Consider the following 18,566-nt stretch of genomic DNA (forward strand, 5'->3'; position numbering starts at 1 on the left):
GGGGCTTTTTGGTGCGCGGGCACTCTGCTGCCCCGCGGACGACCGGACACCCGGACCCGCGGCCGCGCGGACCCGCCGTCCCCGAGAGCCGCAGCCACTACGCTTGAGCGTGTGATCCCCGCCAATCCGCAGGCCAGCGCCCCTGGCGACCCCCCGGAGGGTCCCGCCTCCGAGCCGGCACTCGCCGTCGTCGTCGTTGCCGCGGGGGCCGGGACCCGGCTCGGGCACGGAATCCCGAAGGCGCTCGTGCCGGTCGCGGGGGAGCCCATGCTCGCCCATGCGCTGCGCGGCGCGGTCGCCGCGGGCGTCGCGCGCCAGCTGTGCGTGGCCGTCCCCGCGGACGACGACGAGCTGGCAGCGGTGTGCCTCTCGTTCGCGGAGGAGCTCGCGGCCCGCGGGACGCCCCTCGACGTGACTGTCGTCCGCGGCGGCCAGGCCCGCGCCGACTCCGTGCGAGCGGCGCTTGCCGCGCTGCAGCCGGGCACGGCTCACGTGCTCGTGCACGATGCGGCACGTCCGTTCACGCCCCCTGATGCCTTCCGCCGCGTCGCGACGGCCCTGCGGCACGGGGCGACGGCGGTGATTCCAGCCGTTCCGGTCGTCGACACCATCAAGAGCGTCGCCGCGACCGTCGGCGAGACCGCCTACCTCGCGGACGAGATCGTGACCGGGACCCCCGCCCGCGAGCAGCTGCGCGCGGTCCAGACCCCACAGGGCTTCGACGCCGCGACCCTCCTGCACGCACACGAGACGGCGAGCGCGTGGCCCGCGGAGCGTGCGGCGGCCATCACGGACGACGCGATGCTCGTCGAGTCGCTCGGGCTCCCGGTCTACGTGGTCCCGGGCGATGCCCGCTCGCTCAAGATCACCACCCCGATGGACCTTCGCCTCGCCGAGATGCTCGTCGAGACCCCGAGCGCCGCCCAGGAGACTCTGTGAACGTTCCCCGCACGGGAATTCCCCGCACCGGTATTGGCGTCGACGTCCACGCGTACGCCCCCGACGACGCGCCGCAGCCGCTCTGGCTCGGCGGGCTCCTCTGGGAGAACGAGCGCGGCCTCGCGGGCCATTCGGACGGGGACGCGGTGGCCCACGCGGCCGCGGATGCCCTGTTCTCGGCTGCGGGCCTCGGCGACCTCGGCACGCACTTCGGAACGGGCCGGCCGGAGTATGCCGGGGCCTCTGGCACGCGGCTCCTCGCGGAGGCGGCGCGCATCGTGCGGGCCGCGGGGTTCGAGATCGGCAACGTCGCGGTGCAGCTCGTCGCGCAGCGGCCCGTGTTCTCGCCCCGCAGGGACGAGTCGCAGCGCGTGCTGAGCGACGCCGCGGGTGCGTCCGTGACCGTGTCCGCCACGACGAGCGACCACCTCGGTTTCACGGGCCGGCGCGAGGGCGTCGCGGCCATCGCGACGGCGCTCGTCTACCCGCTCGAGGACCCGCTCGAGGATCCGCTCGAGGATCCGCTCCACGGTCCGCTCGACGCGAGCTGATCAGCCGTGCCCCTGGGTGCTGAGCTCGCCGACTCAGTGCGTCCGCCCGACTGCATGTAGACTTGTAGGCCGTTCCGCCCCCAGCCAAGGAAGACCCCGCATGAAGAAGAGCTCGATCGCCATCGCCCTTGCCGTCTCGGCCACGATGCTGCTGACGGCATGCGGCGCGGACGGACGGATGAACGTCCAGGACAGCTGCAAGTACCTCAACAACGACACGTTCAAGCCGACTGGCACGCAGCTCCAGCAGGCCAAGCAGATCGCGGACCACTACGCTGACGTGGCCAAGAAGGTTGATCCCTCGATCGCGGGCTTCATCCAGACCATGGCCGACCTCGAGAAGAAGGCCGCCGATTCCGCGACCGGCGTCGTGGGTGCGGATCAGCAGAAGCAGATCGGCGACGCGCTCAACAGTGTCGGCAAGGTCTGCGGCGGCTGAGCTGCCGCGCCCGCCGTCGTCGGCCCGCCCCGACCGCCACTCAAACTGATCAACCCGCCCGATACCCTTATCCAGTGACCCTGCGCTTCTACGACTCCGCCACCGCCGAAGTCCGTGACTTCGTTCCGCTCGTCCCCGGTCAGGCGACCGTGTACTACTGCGGCGCGACCGTGCAGGGCTCTCCGCACGTGGGCCACGTGCGCTCGGCCATCGTCTTCGACCAGCTCACGCGCTGGCTCGCGTACCGGGGCTACGAAACGGTCGTGGTCCGGAACGTCACGGACATCGACGACAAGATCCTCGCCAAGAGCGCGGACTCGTTCGAGCCGGGCTTCGTCCCTGAGGGCACGTATCTCCCGCGCGAGCAGTGGTTCGCCCTCGCGTACCGCTACGAGCAGGAGTTCGAGACAGCGTACGAGACGCTCGGCGTCCAGCGGCCCACCTACGAGCCCCGCGCGACCGGCCACATCACCGAGATGCACGAGCTCATCGCGCGGCTCATCGAGCGCGGCCATGCGTATCCCGCCGAGGACGGTTCGGGGGACGTGTACTTCGACGTCCGCTCGTGGCCCGAGTACGGCTCCCTCACGCGGCAGAGGATCGACGACATGCAGGCGGCGACCGACGCCGATCCCCGCGGCAAGCGTGACCCTCGCGACTTCGCGCTGTGGAAGGGCTACAAGGAAGGCGAGCCGGAGACAGCGAGCTGGCCGTCCCCGTGGGGCCGCGGCCGCCCGGGCTGGCACCTTGAGTGCTCGGCGATGGCCACGAAGTACCTGGGCCCGCGCTTCGACATCCACGGCGGAGGGCTCGACCTCCGCTTCCCGCACCACGAGAACGAGCTCGCCCAGTCCACCGCCGCCGGGGACGGCTTCGCGAACTTCTGGATGCACAACGGCATGGTGACGTTCGAGGGCGAGAAGATGTCGAAGTCGATCGGGAACGTCGTCTCGCCCGCGGAGATGCTCGAGCTCGCGAGTCCGCGCGTCGTGCGCTACTACCTCGGCCAGGCCCATTACCGCTCCGTGCTCGACTACCGGCCCACGTCTCTTCAGGAGGCGGCGGCCGCCGTCGAACGCATCGACGGCTTCATTGCGAAGGCGGGCGCGAAGCTCGGGGCAGCCGCGGGCGGCAGCGCAGCGGACGACGGCGCGCGCTCAGCCTCGTCGGTCCGCGTCCCGGACCCGGTTCCCGCGGCATTTGCCGCAGCCATGGACGACGACCTCAACATTCCGCAGGCCCTCGCGGCCCTGCACGAGGCGGTGCGCCGGGGCAACACGGCACTCGCCGAGGCCGCTTCGCCTGCCACGCTGGCGACGGTGCGGGCCACCTTGGGCGAGGTGCTCGCCATGACCGCCGTGCTCGGGCTCGACGCCGCGGGCGGCGGGTCGACGACCGCGGAGGACGACGCCGCGGACCGGGCGCTCGGCGTGCTCGTCGCTGCGCAGCTCGAGGCGCGCGCGGAGGCCCGCGCTGCGCGAGACTGGGCCGCCGCGGACGCGATCCGGGACCGCCTCACGGCCGCGGGGATCACCGTCGAAGACCACGCAGACGGGGCGACATGGAGCCTCGCGCAACCCCAGATCACCACCACCGGAACGGGAGCATAAATGGCCGCGAACGGGCGCCCCGGCGCGCGCAAGACCAATAAGAAGGGCGCGACCGTCGGCACGGGAGGCCACGGCCGCAAGGCCCTCGAGGGCAAGGGCCCGACCCCCAAAGCCGAGGACCGCGTCTACCACAAGGCCCACCGGGCCAAGGAGCTCGCCGAGCGCTCTGCCGCGAAGCGTCCGGGCCAGCCCGGCCGTCTCGCCGCAGGCCGCGCCGCGGGCCGGCCGAAGGGCATGGAAGAGATGGTCACGGGACGCAACTCCGTGGTCGAGGCCCTCCGCGCGGGCGTGCCCGCGAAGGCGCTCTACGTGGCCGTCCGGATCGAGATGGACGACCGCGTGCGCGAGTCCATGAAGCTCGCCGCCGAGGCAGGCATCCCGCTCATGGAGTCCCAGAAGCCCGAGCTCGACCGCATGACCGGCGACGCGATCCACCAGGGCGTCGCCCTGCAGATCCCGCAGTACGAGTACCCCGACGCGTTCGAGCTCGTCGAAAACACGATGGGGCTGTGGAAGATGGGCCACGTCTCGGCCACGCCGCTCTTCGTCGCGCTCGACGGCATCACGGACCCGCGCAACCTCGGCGCGATCATCCGCTCGGTCTCGGCGTTCTCGGGCCACGGCGTGATCGTGCCGGAGCGACGCAGCGTCGGGATGACGGCGGCGGCCTGGAAGACGAGCGCCGGCGCGGCCGTGCGTGTCCCCGTCGCGAAGGCCTCGAACCTGAACACCGTGCTGCGCCAGGCCAAGGAGGCCGGCTACTTCGTCCTCGGCCTCGACGGCGAGGGGGACGTCGCGCTCCCGGGGCTCGAGCTCGCGACCGAGCCGGTGGTGCTCGTCGTCGGCTCCGAGGGCAAGGGCCTCTCGCGGCTCACGCGCGAGCTCTGCGATCAGATTGTCTCGATCCCGATCGATTCGCACATGGAGTCGCTCAACGCAGGCATGGCCGTCGCGATCTCGCTCTACGAAGTCTCGTCCCGTCGGGCCGGAGCGAGGTAGGGCGATGCGCGTCGCGCTCGTCCAGCTCACCACCGGCCGCAGCCTCGAGTCCAACCTCGAATTCGTCCGCGCCGGGATCAGCGAGGCGGCGGCGCGGCGTTCCGACGTCGTCGTCTTCCCGGAGGCGAGCATGCGCGCCTTCGGGAACTCGCTCGTCGACATCGCCGAGCCGCTCGACGGCCCGTGGGCCACTGCGGTGCGCGCGGCCGCGGACGAGGCGGGCGTCGTCGTCGTCGCCGGGATGTTCACGCCGGGCGAGCCGGGGACCGTGCGCAACACGCTCCTGGTCTGCGGCCGCGGGATCGACACGCACTACGACAAGATCCACCTCTACGACGCGTTCGGCTTCAAGGAATCGGACACCGTGACGGCGGGCGCCGCGCCGGTGCAGTTCACGCTCGACGGCGTGACGTTCGGTCTCGCGACGTGCTACGACGTCCGTTTCCCCGCGCTCTTCACCGCGAACGCGGCGGCCGGGGCGCACGTTCAGCTCGTCTGCGCGTCGTGGGGCGCGGGGCGCGGCAAGGCCGAACAGTGGGACCTCCTGGTGCGGGCGCGCGCGGCGGACACGACGAGCTACGTGCTCGCGTGCGGGCAGTCGGAACCGTCCGCTGCGGGAGTCGAGGCGCGCCCAGGCGCGCCGACCGGCATAGGCCGCAGCGCCGTCGTCGGCCCCTACGGCAACCTCATCGAGCGAGCAGGCGACGCGCCCGAAATCCTCTACGCGGACATCGATACTGCGGAGGTCGAGGGCGCCCGCCGCACTCTTCCGGTGCTCGCCAATCGCGTAGCACTCTGACGGGTCCGGGCTCCGTCTCAGAAGCGGCCAGTAGGATTGGCGCTGATGAGCAGCAACATGACGATGCCGCTGGCCTTCGTGGTCACCCCGTCGCAGCCATTTCCGCTGGGGCTCACGCCTGCGCGGAGCGCCGAGCAACAGGCTGCGCAGTCGGTCAACCTTGCCGTCTACGCGCCCGGGCTCGACGCCGTCGACGTCCATTTCGTCGACGCGGCCGGCGCGTGGCGCAAGGAACCGCTGCCCGAGCTGACGGACGGCGTCCACCATGGGCTCGTTGCGGGCATGCCTGAGGGCACCCGCTACGCGTTCGCCGCGCGCACCGCGGGAGACGGCAAGGTGCCCGGTCCCGGCGAGGCCGAGCTGCTCCTCGATCCGTATGCGCGCGCCGTGGCGACCGTCGAACTGCCCGGCGCGAAGGCGGAGCCGGACGCCGGCCAGCTCATGGGCGTGCGGGTGCACGACCATTTCGACTGGGGCGGGATCGCGAAGCCGGGCGTCCCGTGGCGCGACACGATCATCTACGAGGCCCATGTCCGCGGCCAGAGCATGCGCCACCCCGAGATCCCCGAGGAACTGCGCGGGACGTATGCCGGCATGGCCCACCCCGCCATGATCGAGCACCTCCAACGCCTCGGCGTGACGACAGTGGAGCTCCTCCCTGTCCACGCCCACCTCGACGAGATGCACCTCCAGGACCTCGGGCTCGCCAACTACTGGGGGTACAACACAGCGGCGTTCTTCGCGCCGCATCCCGGGTACGCGACGCGGGCGGCCCAACAACGCGGTCCGCAGGCGGTTCAGGACGAGCTCAAGGGCATGGTCAAGCTGCTCCACGCGGCCGGCATCGAAGTGGTCCTCGATGTGGTCTACAACCACACGGCTGAGGAGGGCCCGGACGGGCCGGTCGTGAGCTTCCGCGGGCTCGGAGACCGCAGCTACTACCGGACGGATCCCGAGGGCCGGTACATCGACACGACCGGATGCGGGAACACGCTCGACTTCGGCAACCCGCGCGTCGTGCAGCTCGCGCTCGATTCGCTGCGGTACTGGACCGAGGAATTCCAGATCGACGGCTTCCGCTTCGACCTCGCCGTGACGCTGTGCCGCGACGCGCAGCACCAGTTCACGTCCCTGCACCCGTTCCTCGTCGCCGCCGCGGCCGATCCCGTGGTCTCGCGGGCCAAGCTCATCTCCGAGCCGTGGGACGTGGGCATGGGCGGCTGGCAGACCGGCCGCTTCCCCCAGGGGTGGTCGGACTGGAACGACCACTACCGCGACACCGTGCGCGACTTCTGGCTCGGCGACCGTGGTGCGATCGAGGCCGGCGGGCTCGGCGGTTCGACGGCTCGCCTCGCCGACGTCCTGTCAGGCTCGCACGGGCTGTTCGCGGAGTCCGGGCGCACGGCGCTCGCGTCGATCAACTTCGTCACGGCCCACGATGGCTTCACGCTCGCGGACCTCACGGCCTACCACCGCAAGCACAACGAGGCGAACGGCGAGCAGAACCGCGACGGCGCCACGCACAACCGCAGCTACAACCACGGCTTCGAGGGCCGGACCGAGGTCGAGTCCATCATCGCCGCGCGGACCCAGACGGCCAAGAACGTCATGGCCACCCTCATGGTCTCGCTCGGCGTGCCGATGATCACGGCGGGCGACGAGTTCGGGCGCACGCAGCAGGGCAACAACAACGCGTACTGCCAGGACAACGAGACCACGTGGCTCAACTGGAATCTGGACACCGCCGGCCGCGAGATGCTCGACCACACGCGCTGGCTCACCCGAATCCGGCGCGACTTCTTGGAGCGCCAGCCCGCGAGCTACCCCGCGCGCGAGGAGAGCAACTACTTCCATTGGTACGGCTCGGACGGGCGGCCCATGGACCCCGACCGCTGGCAGGACCCGAACCAGCGAATCCTGCAGTTCCTGCTCGGCTCGCGCGAGGGCTATCTCGACGGGCTCGTGGTGATCAACGGCGGTCCCCAGCTCGCCGAGCTCGTGTTCCCCGAGGCCTTCGGGCACGAGTACGCGTTCGAGCTGCGGTATTCGACGGCGCCGCGCGGCGAGCAGCGCATTGGCACGGTCTTCGCGAGCGGCCAGAACGATGTGGCGGAGCCATGGTCGCTTGCGATCTACCGCGCGCGGCATGGCGCTCCCGGCCTGCACACGAGCCCCTACGGCAAGTCGCCGTAGGGGCTCGCGCCGCTCGCTAGCCGGCGTGCTTCGCTAGCCTGCGTTGACTACGAGCCCGAGCTCGGCCTTCGACGCGAGTGCCTCGTGCCGCGGCATGACCCGAACGGTGTAGCCGAACGGACCCGAGCGCTCGATCGTCACCGTGCCCCCGTAGAGGTACCGCCCGTTCCCGAGCGTCTGCACGGCATCCAGCTCGGCGATGCGCGTCTCCGTGAGGTCGTCGCTCTCGTCGACCCGGCCGTAGCCGATCTCCACGAGCACGTCCGAGGGGTTGAGCACGCCGAGGTTGAGGTACGCGTTGACGTGCAGGCGGTCGCCGATCTGCGGCACCTCGGACAGCCCGCCGGACTCGATGTGCTCCACGTGGACCTGCGACCAGTTCGTGCGGACGTGCTTGGTCCACGCCGCGAGCTCGCGGGCCTGCTGGAAGTCGTCGGCACGGGCTGCGCGGCCCGAGATCGCGGCCGGCGTGTACAGCTCGCGGACGTAGTCGCCGAGCATGCGGTCGGCCGAGACTGCGGGTCCGAGGTGCGAGAGCGTGTGCTTGATCATCGACACCCAGTGCGTCGGCACCCCGTTGGTGCCCGTCGTCGAGGGGCCGGCGGCCCCCGCCGAGTCGGCACCCTCCGCCTTGCTCGAGGCCCCGTAGAAGCGTGGCGCCACGTGGTCCTCGATGAGCTCGTAGAGCGCCGCCGCCTCGACGTCGTCGCGCTCGTGCGGGCTCGCCTTGTCGCTCGCAGTCGGGATGGCCCAGCCGTTCGAGCCGTCGTACATCTCGTCCCACCAGCCGTCGAGCACGGACAGGTTGAGCGAGCCGTTGATCGCGGCCTTCATGCCGGACGTCCCGCAGGCCTCGAGCGGCCGGAGCGGGTTGTTGAGCCACACGTCGCACCCGGGGAAGAGCGTGCGGGCCATCGCGATGTCGTAGTTCGGCAGGAACGCGATGCGGTGCCGCACCTCCGGATCGTCCGTGAACCGCACGAGGTCCTGGATCATCTTCTTGCCCGCATCGTCGGCGGGGTGCGACTTGCCCGCGATCACAATCTGGATCGGGTGCTCGGGGTCGAGCAGGAGCCGCTTGAGCCGCGCGGGGTCGCGCAGCATGAGCGTGAGCCGCTTGTACGTCGGAACGCGGCGGGCGAAGCCGATCGTGAGCACATCCGGATCGAGCACGGAGTCCGTCCAGGTCAGCTCGGCATCCGCGGCGCCGCGCTTCTTCCACGAAGCCCGCAGCCGCCGTCGCACGTCCTCGACGAGCCGCGCGCGGAGCTGCCGGCGCACGGCCCAGATCTCCTCGTCGCCCACGTTGAACACGACGTCCCAGCGGCCGCCCACCGCGGCGCCGGGCGCGAGCTCCTCGGCGAGGCCCGTGACCGACGAGTCGATCCAGGTGGGCACGTGGACGCCGTTCGTCACGGACGTGATCGGCACCTCGGAGTGGTCGAAGCCCGGCCACAGGCCCGCGAACATCGCGCGGGAGACCTCGCCGTGGAGCTTGGCGACTCCGTTCGCCCGCTGCGCGAGGCGAAGTCCCATGACGGCCATGTTGAACACCGAGGGATCGCCGCCCTCGTAGCTCTCGCGGCCGAGCTCGAGGATCTTGCCCGTCGGCACAGCAGGGGCGAGGCCGGCCTCGAAGAAGTACTTGATCTGTGCGGCGTCGAAGCGGTCGATGCCCGCCGCGACCGGCGTGTGGGTCGTGAAGACGGTCGACGCGCGGCCCGCGACGAGTGCCTCGTCCCAGCTGAGCGGCTCCTCCGCGTCCATGAGCTCCTGGATGCGCTCGATCCCGAGGAAGCCTGCGTGCCCCTCGTTCGTGTGGAACACCTCGGGCGCGGGGCAGCCCCCGAGCCGCTCGTAGATGCGGATCGCCTTGACTCCGCCCATGCCGAGGAGCAGCTCCTGCTGGAGGCGGTGATCGCCGCCGCCGCCGTAGAGGCGATCCGTGATGGAGCGGGCGCCGTCGTCGTTCGCCGGGACGTTCGAATCGAGCAGGAGGAGGGGCACGCGGCCCACGTCGGCCCGCCAGATGTATGCGTGGAGCTTGCGGCCGTTGGGGAGGGGCAGTGTCACGACGGCGGGCGAGCCGTCCTCCTCCTTCAGCAGCGTGAGCGGGAGGGCGTCCGGATCGAGCACCGGGTACGTCTCCTGCTGCCAGGCGTCCCGCGAGAGGGCCTGCTTGAAGTAGCCGGACTGGTACAGGAGGCCGACGCCGACGAGCGGGACCCCAAGGTCGGACGCCGCCTTGAGGTGGTCGCCGGCGAGGATCCCGAGGCCGCCCGAGTACTGGGGGAGCACCTCGGTGATGCCGAACTCGGGGGAGAAGTACGCGACACAGCGCGGCGACTCCTCGCCGAGCATCTGGTACCAGCGCGGATCCTCGAGGTAGCGGCGCAGGTCCTCGCTCGCGGCCGCGACGCGCTCCACGACGTCGGCATCCTCGGCGAGGTCCGCGAGCTTCTCCCGCGAGATCGAGCCGAGGAAGCCCACCGGATCGTGGCGGCTCTCCTCCCAGAGCGCGGGGTCGAGGCTCTCGAACAGCTTCCGGGTGGGCTGGTGCCACGACCAGCGGAGGTTCGTGGCAAGAGCACCCAGCGCCGCGATGGGCTCAGGCAGGACAGTGCGTACGGTGAAACGACGGATGGCCTTCACGTGCGCCACCCTATCCGAGCCGGTCACGATGCTGAATACCATCCGGTAACGCGCCGGTGAATGACGCGTGGACGGCGCAGGCGAGCCCCTGATGCGGGGTCACGTCCTTCGCAATCGGCGAGAAGGCGGACTATGGTGGCGGATGTTCGACCCTTGCCGTGCCCGCCGCGAAAGGATCCTTCTGTGTCTGGTCTAGACCCCATTCTTCCCGACAAGCTCCGCTTCGGCCGGTTCCCCATCACGGACATCTCGCCCGTGGTCGAGAACGGGGACTTCCCAGCGAAGGCCCTTCCAGGGGAGGGGATCGTCATCTCGGCGACCGCGACCCGCGAGGGCCACGACGCCCTCGGAGTCTCCGCCGTCCTGTACAGCCCGCGCGGCAAGGAGAAGCAGCGCGTCCGCCTCGAGCAGGTCGGCAAGGGCCTTGACCGCTGGAGCGGTGTCCTCACGCCGGGGAAGGAGGGCCTGTGGAGCTTCGCCATCGAGGCGTGGCACGACCGCTACGGCACCTGGCACCACAACGCCGACGTCAAGATCGCCGCGAGCGTCGACGTCGAGCTCATGCTCGCCGAGGGCGCGAAGCTCCTGGGCGAGGCCGCGGACGACGACGACCGCTCCGAAGCGGACCGCCGCACCTTCCGCGCGGCCGCCGAGGCCCTCGCAAACACGTCCCGCTCGGTGCCCGAACGCCTCGCCGCCGGCGAATCGCCGGAGGTGCTCACCGCCGTCGAACGCTTCCCGATCCGCGAACTGGTGACGGTCACGAAGCCGTACCCGATCCTCGTCGAGCGGGACCGCGCGGGCCGCGGCTCGTGGTACGAGTTCTTCCCCCGCTCCGAGGGGGCCTGGCGCGACCAGCAGACGGGCCAGTGGACGTCCGGGACGTTCCGCACGGCCGCCGAGCGGCTCCCGGCCGTGGCGGCCATGGGCTTCGACGTCCTGTACATGCCGCCCATCCACCCCATCGGGGTCGCGTTCCGCAAGGGCCCGAACAACACGCTCACCGCGGGCCCGGGCGATCCGGGGTCCCCGTGGGCCATCGGTGCGCCCGAGGGCGGGCACGACGCCATCCACCCCGACCTCGGCACGTTCGAGGATTTCGACGCGTTCGTGGCGCGGGCAAACGAGCTCGGACTCGAGGTGGCGCTCGACCTCGCGCTCCAGGCCTCGCCCGACCACCCGTGGGTCAAGAGCCACCCCGAGTGGTTCACCACCCGCGTGGACGGTTCGATCGCTTACGCAGAGAACCCGCCGAAGAAGTACCAGGACATCTATCCGCTCAACTTCGACAACGACCCCGAGGGCCTGAGCCGCGAGATCCTGCGGATCGTGAACCTCTGGATCGACCACGGCGTCTCGATCTTCCGCGTGGACAATCCGCACACCAAGCCCGTGTGGTTCTGGGAATGGCTCATCGGGAAGGTCAACAAGAAGAACCCGGACGTCGTGTTCCTCGCCGAGGCGTTCACGCGCCCGGCGATGATGAAGTCGCTCGGGCGGGCCGGGTTCCAGCAGTCGTACTCGTACTTCACGTGGCGGAACACCCGCGAGGAGCTCGAGGAGTTCTTCACGATGATCACGAAGGAGTGGGCCCCGTTCTACCGGCCGAACCTCTTCGTCAACACGCCCGACATCCTCACGGAGTACCTCCAGTTCGGTGGCTGGCCCGCGTTCAAGATCCGGGCCGTCCTCGCCTCCATGGCCGCGCCGACGTGGGGCGTGTACGCGGGCTACGAGCTCTTCGAGCACGTCGCGCGCCCGGGGGCTGAGGAGTACATCGACAACGAGAAGTTCGAGTACAAGCAGCGCGACTGGGGCCGGGCGGAGGCCGAGGGGCGTTCGCTCGCGCCGTACATCACGCGCCTCAACGAGATCCGGCGCGCGCACCCGGCGCTCGCGGACCTGCAGAACCTGACGCTGCACGGGTGCACCGACGACGCGACTCTCGTGTTCTCGAAGCACAAGGTGCTCGAGGACGGCGCGAAGGACACACTCATCGTCGTGGTCAACGTGGACCCGCACAGCACGCGGGAGAGCATGGTGCAGCTGGACCTCGAAGCGCTCGACCTCGAGCCGGGGCTCTTCGACGGGGACGGGAAATTCCGGGTTGACGATTTGATTTCTGGGCAGAGTTGGCAGTGGGGGAAGGAGAACTATGTGCGGCTCGACGCCCACGTCGAGCCCGCGCACATTCTCCACGTGAGGCGCTAGCCGGGCGCAGACCGCGGCGCTAACGTAGGGCACACTGCGCCGCCCGGACCCGTCAGCCAGACCCGTCGGAAGGATCTCCCCCCAGATGAACCTCGGCCAGCAGGCAAAGCAGCCGTACTCGTTCAACGCGCCCGGCCTCCAGCACGATCCGCACTGGTACCGCAAAGCCGTCTTCTACGAGGTTCTCGTGCGGGCGTTCGCCGACGCGAATGGCGACGGCTCCGGCGACATCCAAGGGCTCATCGACAAGCTCGACTACCTCCAATGGCTCGGAGTCGACTGCCTCTGGCTTCCCCCGTTCTTCGAGTCGCCCCTTCGGGATGGGGGCTACGACGTCTCCGACTACGAGTCGGTGCTGCCGGAGTTCGGGTCGATCAGCGACTTCCAGCGCCTCGTCGCCGAGGCCCACGCGCGCGGCGTGCGGATCATCATCGACCTGCCGATCAACCACACCTCGGACCAGCACCGCTGGTTCCAGGAGTCGCGCCGGAATCCCGACGGGCCGTACGGAGACTTCTACGTGTGGAGCGACACGGACCAGAAGTACACGGACGCGCGCATCATCTTCATCGACACCGAGGAATCGAACTGGACGTTCGATCCGATCCGGCGCCAGTTCTTCTGGCACCGCTTCTTCAGCCACCAGCCGGACCTCAACTTCGAGAACCCGGCTGTCGTCGACGCCGTGTTCGACGTCTTCAAGTTCTGGCTCGACCAGGGCGTGGACGGCATCAGGGCGGACGCGATCCCGTACCTCTTCGAGGAGGACGGCACCAACTGCGAGAACCTCCCCGCGACCCACGAGTTCCTGGTGAAGCTCCGCGCGATGATGGACCAGAAGTACCCGGGCCGGATCATCATCGCGGAGGCAAACCAGCCGCCGCACGAGGTCGTGGAGTACTTCGGCACGGAGGAGGAGCCGGAGTGCCATATGGCGTTCCACTTCCCGATCATGCCGAGGCTGTACTACGCGCTGCGCGACCAGCGGGCGCGGCCGATCATCGACACGATGGTGGACACCCCCGCGATCCCCCGCGGTGCCCAGTGGGGAACGTTCCTGCGAAACCACGACGAGCTCACGCTCGAGATGGTCACCATCGAGGAGCGCGAGGCGATGCTCGGCTGGTACGCGTCGGATCCGCGCATGCGGGCCAACATCGGTATCCGCCGCCGCCTCGCCTCGCTCCTCGACAACTCGCGGCACGAGCTCGAACTCATCAACGCTCTGCTGCTCTCGCTGCCCGGAAGCCCGTTCCTCTACTACGGCGACGAGGTCGGTATGGGGGACAACATCTGGCTCCAGGACCGCGACGCGGTCCGCACCCCGATGCAGTGGAACCCGGACCGCAATGCGGGTTTCTCCGTGGCGGATCCGGGCAAGCTGTACCTCCCGACCATCCAGTCGCTCGTCTACAACTACTCGATGGCCAACGTCGAGGCGGAGATGGCGCACTCGGGCTCGCTCCTGCGGTGGACGCGGAATATCCTCGGCGTGCGCCGTGGGCACCCGGTGTTCGGCCTCGGCAGCTATCGGAACATCAACGCGGAATCCGAGCAGGTCCTCGCGTTCGTCCGCGAGCTGCGCGCTGGGGAGGTCCCGGGCGAGCAGGAAGAGACCGTGCTCTGCGTCTTCAACCTGTCCGGCCATCCCGTGGCCTCGATGCTGGACCTCAACGGCTACGAGGGCCGCGGCCTGCGCGACCTGTTCGGCGGCGAGCCGTTCTCGCAGATCGGCCCCGACGGCCGATTCCACGTGACGCTCGGCGCCCACGGCTACTACTGGCTGCGGATCCGCAGCGCGGGCAGTGTCCCGAGCAGCCCGTTCACGCAGGCGATGCCGATCATCACATCCGAGACCCAGCAAGGGGAGCTGATCGAATGACGGACGCTGCCGAACCAATCCTGACGCCGCCTCTGGCCGAGTTGCTCGAGCGCTGGCTCCCGTCTCAGCGCTGGTACCCCGCGAAGGGCCGCCAGGCGGAGTTCGCGCGTGCCGGGAGCATCCGGCTCGAGGATCCGGAGGGCGAGGTGGACATCGAGATCCAGCTCGTGCGGGTCCGCGCCGGGCGCCTCGAGGTGGTCATCAACGTGCCGCTCACCTTCCGCTCCGAGCCCCTGGCCGGAAAGGGCCACGCGCTCGTGGGCCGGAGCGAGCATTCCTCGCGGGGACCGCTGTGGATTTACGACGGCGTCCACGACCCCGCGTTCATCGGTGCGCTTCTCGGGCTGGTCGCCTCGGGTGGCCCCGCGAAGGAGGGCACGGCGTGGGGCCGGACGAGCGGCGCGGGTCACATCCCGCAGGGCTCGCTCGACTGCACCGTGCTCTCGAGCGAGCAGTCGAACAGCTCGATCATCGTGCGTTCGGCGGACGGCGAGGCCGCAATGGTCAAGGTGCTCCGCCAGCCCGCGGACGGCCTCAACCCCGAGGTCGAGCTCGGCGCGGCGCTCGCCCAGGCCGGCGCCGCGGACGTTCCCGCGACGCTCGGCTGGCTCGACGGGGCCTGGGCCCAGCGGGGTGAGGGGACAGCGCGAGGCCAGCTCGCCGTCGTCCATGAATTCCTCCCCGGCGGCCAGGACCTCTGGCAGCTCGCGCTCGACGCGGCTGCGGCCGGCGAGGACTTCACCGGCCACGCGCGGGGCCTTGGCGAGGCGACGGCCCGCGTCCACGAGGCGCTCGAGGCGAGCCTCGGCAGCGAGGAGCTCGACGACGCGGCGGCGGCCGAGTTCGTCGGCGGGCTCGCGTCGCGGCTGCGCGCTGCGTGGGACGACGTGCGGGAGAGCATCGGGCTGCCGGACGCCGCCCTTGAGAGCCTCCTCGACACGCTCGCGGGCGAGGCCTCGGGGCTGCACGTCCAGCGGATCCATGGCGATCTCCATCTCGGCCAGATCCTGAACTTCCCCGGCCACGCCGATCGCCCCTACGCCATCCTGGACTTCGAGGGCGAGCCCCTGCGCCCCGTGTCGGAGCGGAGCCGGCCTGACGTGCCGCTGCGCGACGTCGTCGGAATGCTGCGCTCGTTCGACTATGCCGCCGGCGCTGCCGAACGCACGGTTCCGGCAGCGCGCGTCACGAAGGACTGGGCCGACGAGGCGAGCACTGCGTTCTGGGAGGGCTACGCGAGCGTGCGAGGGCAGGCCGATGCCTTCGGCGGTCCGCTTTTCGCAGCGCTGTGGCTAGACAAGGCCCTGTACGAGGTGGCCTACGAGGAGCGGAATCGGCCCGCGTGGGCCGAGATTCCCCTGCGGGCGGTGCGGACGGCCCTGAGCGCCTACGTCCCTGCGGGACTGTCCGCCGGCGTGGCAGGGCCTGACGGACTTGAAGACCAGGCGGCCTCGGGCCGCCGAGGAGAGGAGAGAGACGTGTCAGAGCACACTGAACAGCAGAGTGCCCACGCGGGGGCGTCCGCGGACTCTGGGACGGCGATTCCCGTTCCGCTGGATGTCCTGGGGCGCGTCGCCGCCGGATCGTTCCACGCGCCGCACGCTGTGCTCGGCGCGCATCTCGCCGAGGACGGCTCGGTGACGATCCGCACCGTCAAGCACCTCGCCACGGGCGTCACCGCGATCACCCCGGGCGGCCGGATCCCGCTGCACCACGAGGCGCACGGCGTCTGGACCGTCGTGCTCCCCGCAACGGACGACGGCGGCGTGCCCGACTACCGGCTCGAGGTCGAATACGGCGACGGCCACATGGTCGACGTCGACGATCCGTACCACTACCTGCCGAGCATCGGCGAGCTCGACCTCTACCTCATCGGCGAAGGCCGCCACGAGGAGCTCTGGAAGGCGCTCGGCGCCCGCGTGCAGCACTACCACTCGGTGCTCGGCGACGTCGAGGGCACGGCGTTCACGGTGTGGGCGCCGAGTGCCCAGGCCGTCCAGGTGAAGGGCGACTTCAACGGCTGGGACGGCCGCGAGCACGCGATGCGGAGCCTCGGCACGTCCGGCGTCTGGGAGATCTTCATCCCCGGTGTTGTAGCAGGGGCGTGCTACAAGTTCGGCATCCTCACGCGTGCGGGGCACTGGGTCGAACGGGCTGACCCCATGGCGTTCGGCACCGAGGTGCCGCCGCGCACCGCCTCGCGCGTCGTGGAGTCGCGCTACGCGTTCAAGGACGACGACTGGATGAAGCAGCGGGCCGCGAAGGACCCGCACAACTCGCCCATGAGCGTGTACGAGGTGCACTTGGGCTCGTGGCGTCCGGGCCTCAGCTACCGGGACCTCGCGAAGGAACTCGTCGACTACGTCACGGAGATGGGCTTCACGCACGTGGAGTTCATGCCTGTTGCGGAGCACCCCTTCGGCGGCTCGTGGGGCTATCAGGTCACTTCCTACTACGCCCCGAGCTCGCGGTTCGGCCACCCCGACGACTTCCGCTATCTCGTGGACCAGCTCCACCAGGCGGGCATCGGCGTGATCGTGGACTGGGTGCCGGCGCACTTCCCGAAGGACGAATGGGCGCTGGCCCGGTTCGACGGCGAGGCGCTCTACGAGCACTCGGACCCCATGCAGGGCGAGCACCCCGACTGGGGCACCTACATCTTCAACTTCGGCCGGACGGAGGTCCGGAACTTCCTCGTGGCGAACGCCCTGTTCTGGCTCGAGGAGTTCCACGTGGACGGCCTGCGCGTCGACGCCGTGGCCTCGATGCTCTACCTCGACTACTCGCGCGAGGAGGGGCAGTGGCGGCCGAACCAGTTCGGAGGGCGCGAGAACCTCGAGGCGATCTCCTTCCTGCAGGAAGCGAACGCCACGGCGTACAAGCGCAACCCGGGCATCGTCATGATCGCCGAGGAGTCCACGGCGTTCCCCGGGGTCACGAAGCCCACGTCCATGAACGGCCTCGGATTCGGGCTCAAGTGGAACATGGGCTGGATGCACGATTCGCTCCAGTACATTCACGAGAACCCCATCAACCGCCGGTGGCACCACAACAAGGTGACGTTCTCGATCATGTACGCGTTCAGCGAGAACTTCCTCCTGCCCATCAGCCATGACGAGGTGGTGCACGGCAAGGGGTCGATGCTCCGGAAGATGCCGGGCGATCGTTGGCAGCAGCTCGCGAACCTCCGCGCGTTCTATGCCTTCCAGTGGGCGCACCCGGGCAAGCAGCTCATCTTCATGGGCTGCGAGTTCGGGCAGGAAGGGGAGTGGAACCAGGAGCACGGGCTCGACTGGTGGCTCGCCGACACCGAGCCGCATCAGGGGCTCCAGCGTCTCATCCGCGAACTCAACGTGATCTACCGCGACCGGCCCGCGCTCTACACGCAGGACAACGATCCGGCCGGGTTTGAATGGATCCGGGGCGACGACGGCGATCACAACGTCGTCTCGTTCATCCGGTGGTCGACGGACGGCACCCCGCTCGTGTGCGTCGCGAACTTCGCCGGCAGCCCGCATCTCGACTACACCGTGGGGCTCCCGCTCGCGGGGGCCTGGACCGAGGTGCTCAACACGGACGCCACCGAATACGGCGGATCGGGCGTGACGAACGGCGGGCTCGTCATGGCCGAGCAGCGGGAGTGGGACGGGAAGCCGGCAGCGGCGACCATCACCCTGCCGCCGCTGGGCGTGGTCTACCTCGAGCCGAGCACGCTCGCCTGAGCAAAGAACGACGCGCGGCGACGTCCGCCGAAGCGCTGCAGCTGGGGCCCCGGATCCGCGTGATTCGGGGCCTCGGCTGTACTCGCCGGACGGTTGGCACTTGCCCGAGGACGGTGGTATAGTTTTATCCCGCGCCACCGAGAGGTACGGCGCAAAAAACCCTTGCTCTGGAGCGATAAGTCGCTGGCCGATCGGCCGGTTTGACTCCCCGCGGCCGGGCGGGTAGGTTTGAGAAGTTGCTTCGGAGCAAGTCCAGAGATTCTGGAGGGTTTCCGAGGGAGCCTGTTGTTTGAGAACTCAATAGCGTGCCATGTTTGGATTGATGCCATTTTTTTGATGGCTGTTTGCCTGGTCTGTGCGCACCCCCGTGTGTGTGGGCTGGGTTTCGGCTTGGATCGGATTGCCGGGGCGGGGTTTTTCCGCTTTGTCCTGGTTTTCTTTGTTTTTTGTTTTTGACGGAGAGTTTGATCCTGGCTCAGGATGAACGCTGGCGGCGTGCTTAACACATGCAAGTCGGACGATGAAGCCCTTCGGGGTGGATTAGTGGCGAACGGGTGAGTAACACGTGA

General features: G+C 69.6%; 11 protein-coding genes and 1 rRNA gene. 11 read left to right on the forward strand and 1 reads right to left on the reverse strand.

Annotated elements, in window-relative coordinates; translation table 11 throughout:
* The first annotated feature begins 114 nt into the window (after positions 1-114).
* The 7 genes from ispD to glgX all read left to right on the forward strand — a co-directional run bounded on the left by ispD (position 115) and on the right by glgX (position 7,530).
* The gene (gene ispD, locus E6A26_RS07160) at positions 115-939 is read left to right on the forward strand and encodes a 2-C-methyl-D-erythritol 4-phosphate cytidylyltransferase (protein ID WP_136610525.1); all 825 of its coding nucleotides are present in this window, start codon (positions 115-117) and stop codon (positions 937-939) included.
* Positions 936-1,490: a 2-C-methyl-D-erythritol 2,4-cyclodiphosphate synthase gene (gene ispF, locus E6A26_RS07165; RefSeq protein WP_136610485.1), complete on the forward strand. Its 555-nt coding sequence runs from the start codon at positions 936-938 to the stop codon at positions 1,488-1,490. The genes ispD and ispF overlap by 4 nt, the downstream gene beginning before the upstream one ends.
* Positions 1,491-1,590: 100 nt before the next feature.
* The gene (locus E6A26_RS07170; RefSeq protein ID WP_136610486.1) at positions 1,591-1,929 is read left to right on the forward strand and encodes a hypothetical protein; all 339 of its coding nucleotides are present in this window, start codon (positions 1,591-1,593) and stop codon (positions 1,927-1,929) included.
* A 74-nt stretch (positions 1,930-2,003) separates the two neighbouring features.
* Positions 2,004-3,539: a cysteine--tRNA ligase gene (gene cysS, locus E6A26_RS07175; protein WP_136610487.1), complete on the forward strand. Its 1,536-nt coding sequence runs from the start codon at positions 2,004-2,006 to the stop codon at positions 3,537-3,539.
* Entirely contained in the window at positions 3,540-4,538 is a 999-nt protein-coding gene (rlmB, locus tag E6A26_RS07180; protein ID WP_136610488.1) for a 23S rRNA (guanosine(2251)-2'-O)-methyltransferase RlmB, read from the forward strand.
* 4 nt (positions 4,539-4,542) lie between these two features.
* A complete protein-coding gene (locus tag E6A26_RS07185) occupies positions 4,543-5,337 on the forward strand; it encodes a carbon-nitrogen hydrolase family protein (protein ID WP_136610489.1) in 795 nt (264 codons plus the stop codon).
* A gap of 45 nt (positions 5,338-5,382) precedes the next feature.
* Positions 5,383-7,530 carry a glycogen debranching protein GlgX gene (gene glgX / locus E6A26_RS07190; RefSeq protein WP_234865172.1) on the forward strand — a complete coding sequence of 716 codons (2,148 nt, stop codon included), beginning with the start codon at positions 5,383-5,385 and terminating at the stop codon, positions 7,528-7,530.
* A gap of 33 nt (positions 7,531-7,563) precedes the next feature.
* Here the strand turns inward: glgX and glgP are convergent, their stop codons facing one another.
* Positions 7,564-10,182: an alpha-glucan family phosphorylase gene (gene glgP, locus E6A26_RS07195; protein WP_211129012.1), complete on the reverse strand. Its 2,619-nt coding sequence runs from the start codon at positions 10,180-10,182 to the stop codon at positions 7,564-7,566.
* Between the two features lie 60 nt (positions 10,183-10,242).
* On the opposite strand from glgP, the gene E6A26_RS07200 reads away from it, so the two are divergent.
* The 4 genes from E6A26_RS07200 to E6A26_RS07215 all read left to right on the forward strand — a co-directional run.
* Positions 10,243-12,393, forward strand: coding sequence for an alpha-1,4-glucan--maltose-1-phosphate maltosyltransferase (locus E6A26_RS07200; RefSeq protein ID WP_407695371.1), 2,151 nt, complete (start codon positions 10,243-10,245; stop codon positions 12,391-12,393).
* 85 nt (positions 12,394-12,478) lie between these two features.
* Positions 12,479-14,275 (forward strand): maltose alpha-D-glucosyltransferase, encoded by a 1,797-nt coding sequence (gene treS, locus E6A26_RS07205; RefSeq protein ID WP_136610491.1) that lies wholly within the window; start codon positions 12,479-12,481, stop codon positions 14,273-14,275.
* Complete coding sequence (gene glgB / locus E6A26_RS07210; RefSeq protein ID WP_136610492.1) at positions 14,272-17,997, forward strand: 1,4-alpha-glucan branching protein GlgB; 3,726 nt, start codon at positions 14,272-14,274, stop codon at positions 17,995-17,997. The genes treS and glgB overlap by 4 nt, the downstream gene beginning before the upstream one ends.
* 452 nt (positions 17,998-18,449) lie before the next feature.
* Positions 18,450-18,566 (forward strand): 16S ribosomal RNA (locus tag E6A26_RS07215); the annotation flags it as partial.

It is taken from the genome of Sinomonas albida, assembly GCF_004919045.1.
Taxonomy (GTDB): Bacteria; Actinomycetota; Actinomycetes; order Actinomycetales; family Micrococcaceae; genus Sinomonas; species Sinomonas albida.

What these genes read in the sequence shown, in the direction of transcription:
- E6A26_RS07200 (WP_407695371.1), top strand. Translation starts at nt 10,243, where the DNA reads ATGACGCGTGGACGGCGCAGGCGAGCCCCTGATGCGGGGTCACGTCCT.
- glgX (WP_234865172.1), top strand. Translation starts at nt 5,383, where the DNA reads ATGAGCAGCAACATGACGATGCCGCTGGCCTTCGTGGTCACCCCGTCG.
- glgB (WP_136610492.1), top strand. Translation starts at nt 14,272, where the DNA reads ATGACGGACGCTGCCGAACCAATCCTGACGCCGCCTCTGGCCGAGTTG.
- rlmB (WP_136610488.1), top strand. Translation starts at nt 3,540, where the DNA reads ATGGCCGCGAACGGGCGCCCCGGCGCGCGCAAGACCAATAAGAAGGGC.
- E6A26_RS07170 (WP_136610486.1), top strand. Translation starts at nt 1,591, where the DNA reads ATGAAGAAGAGCTCGATCGCCATCGCCCTTGCCGTCTCGGCCACGATG.
- treS (WP_136610491.1), top strand. Translation starts at nt 12,479, where the DNA reads ATGAACCTCGGCCAGCAGGCAAAGCAGCCGTACTCGTTCAACGCGCCC.
- E6A26_RS07185 (WP_136610489.1), top strand. Translation starts at nt 4,543, where the DNA reads ATGCGCGTCGCGCTCGTCCAGCTCACCACCGGCCGCAGCCTCGAGTCC.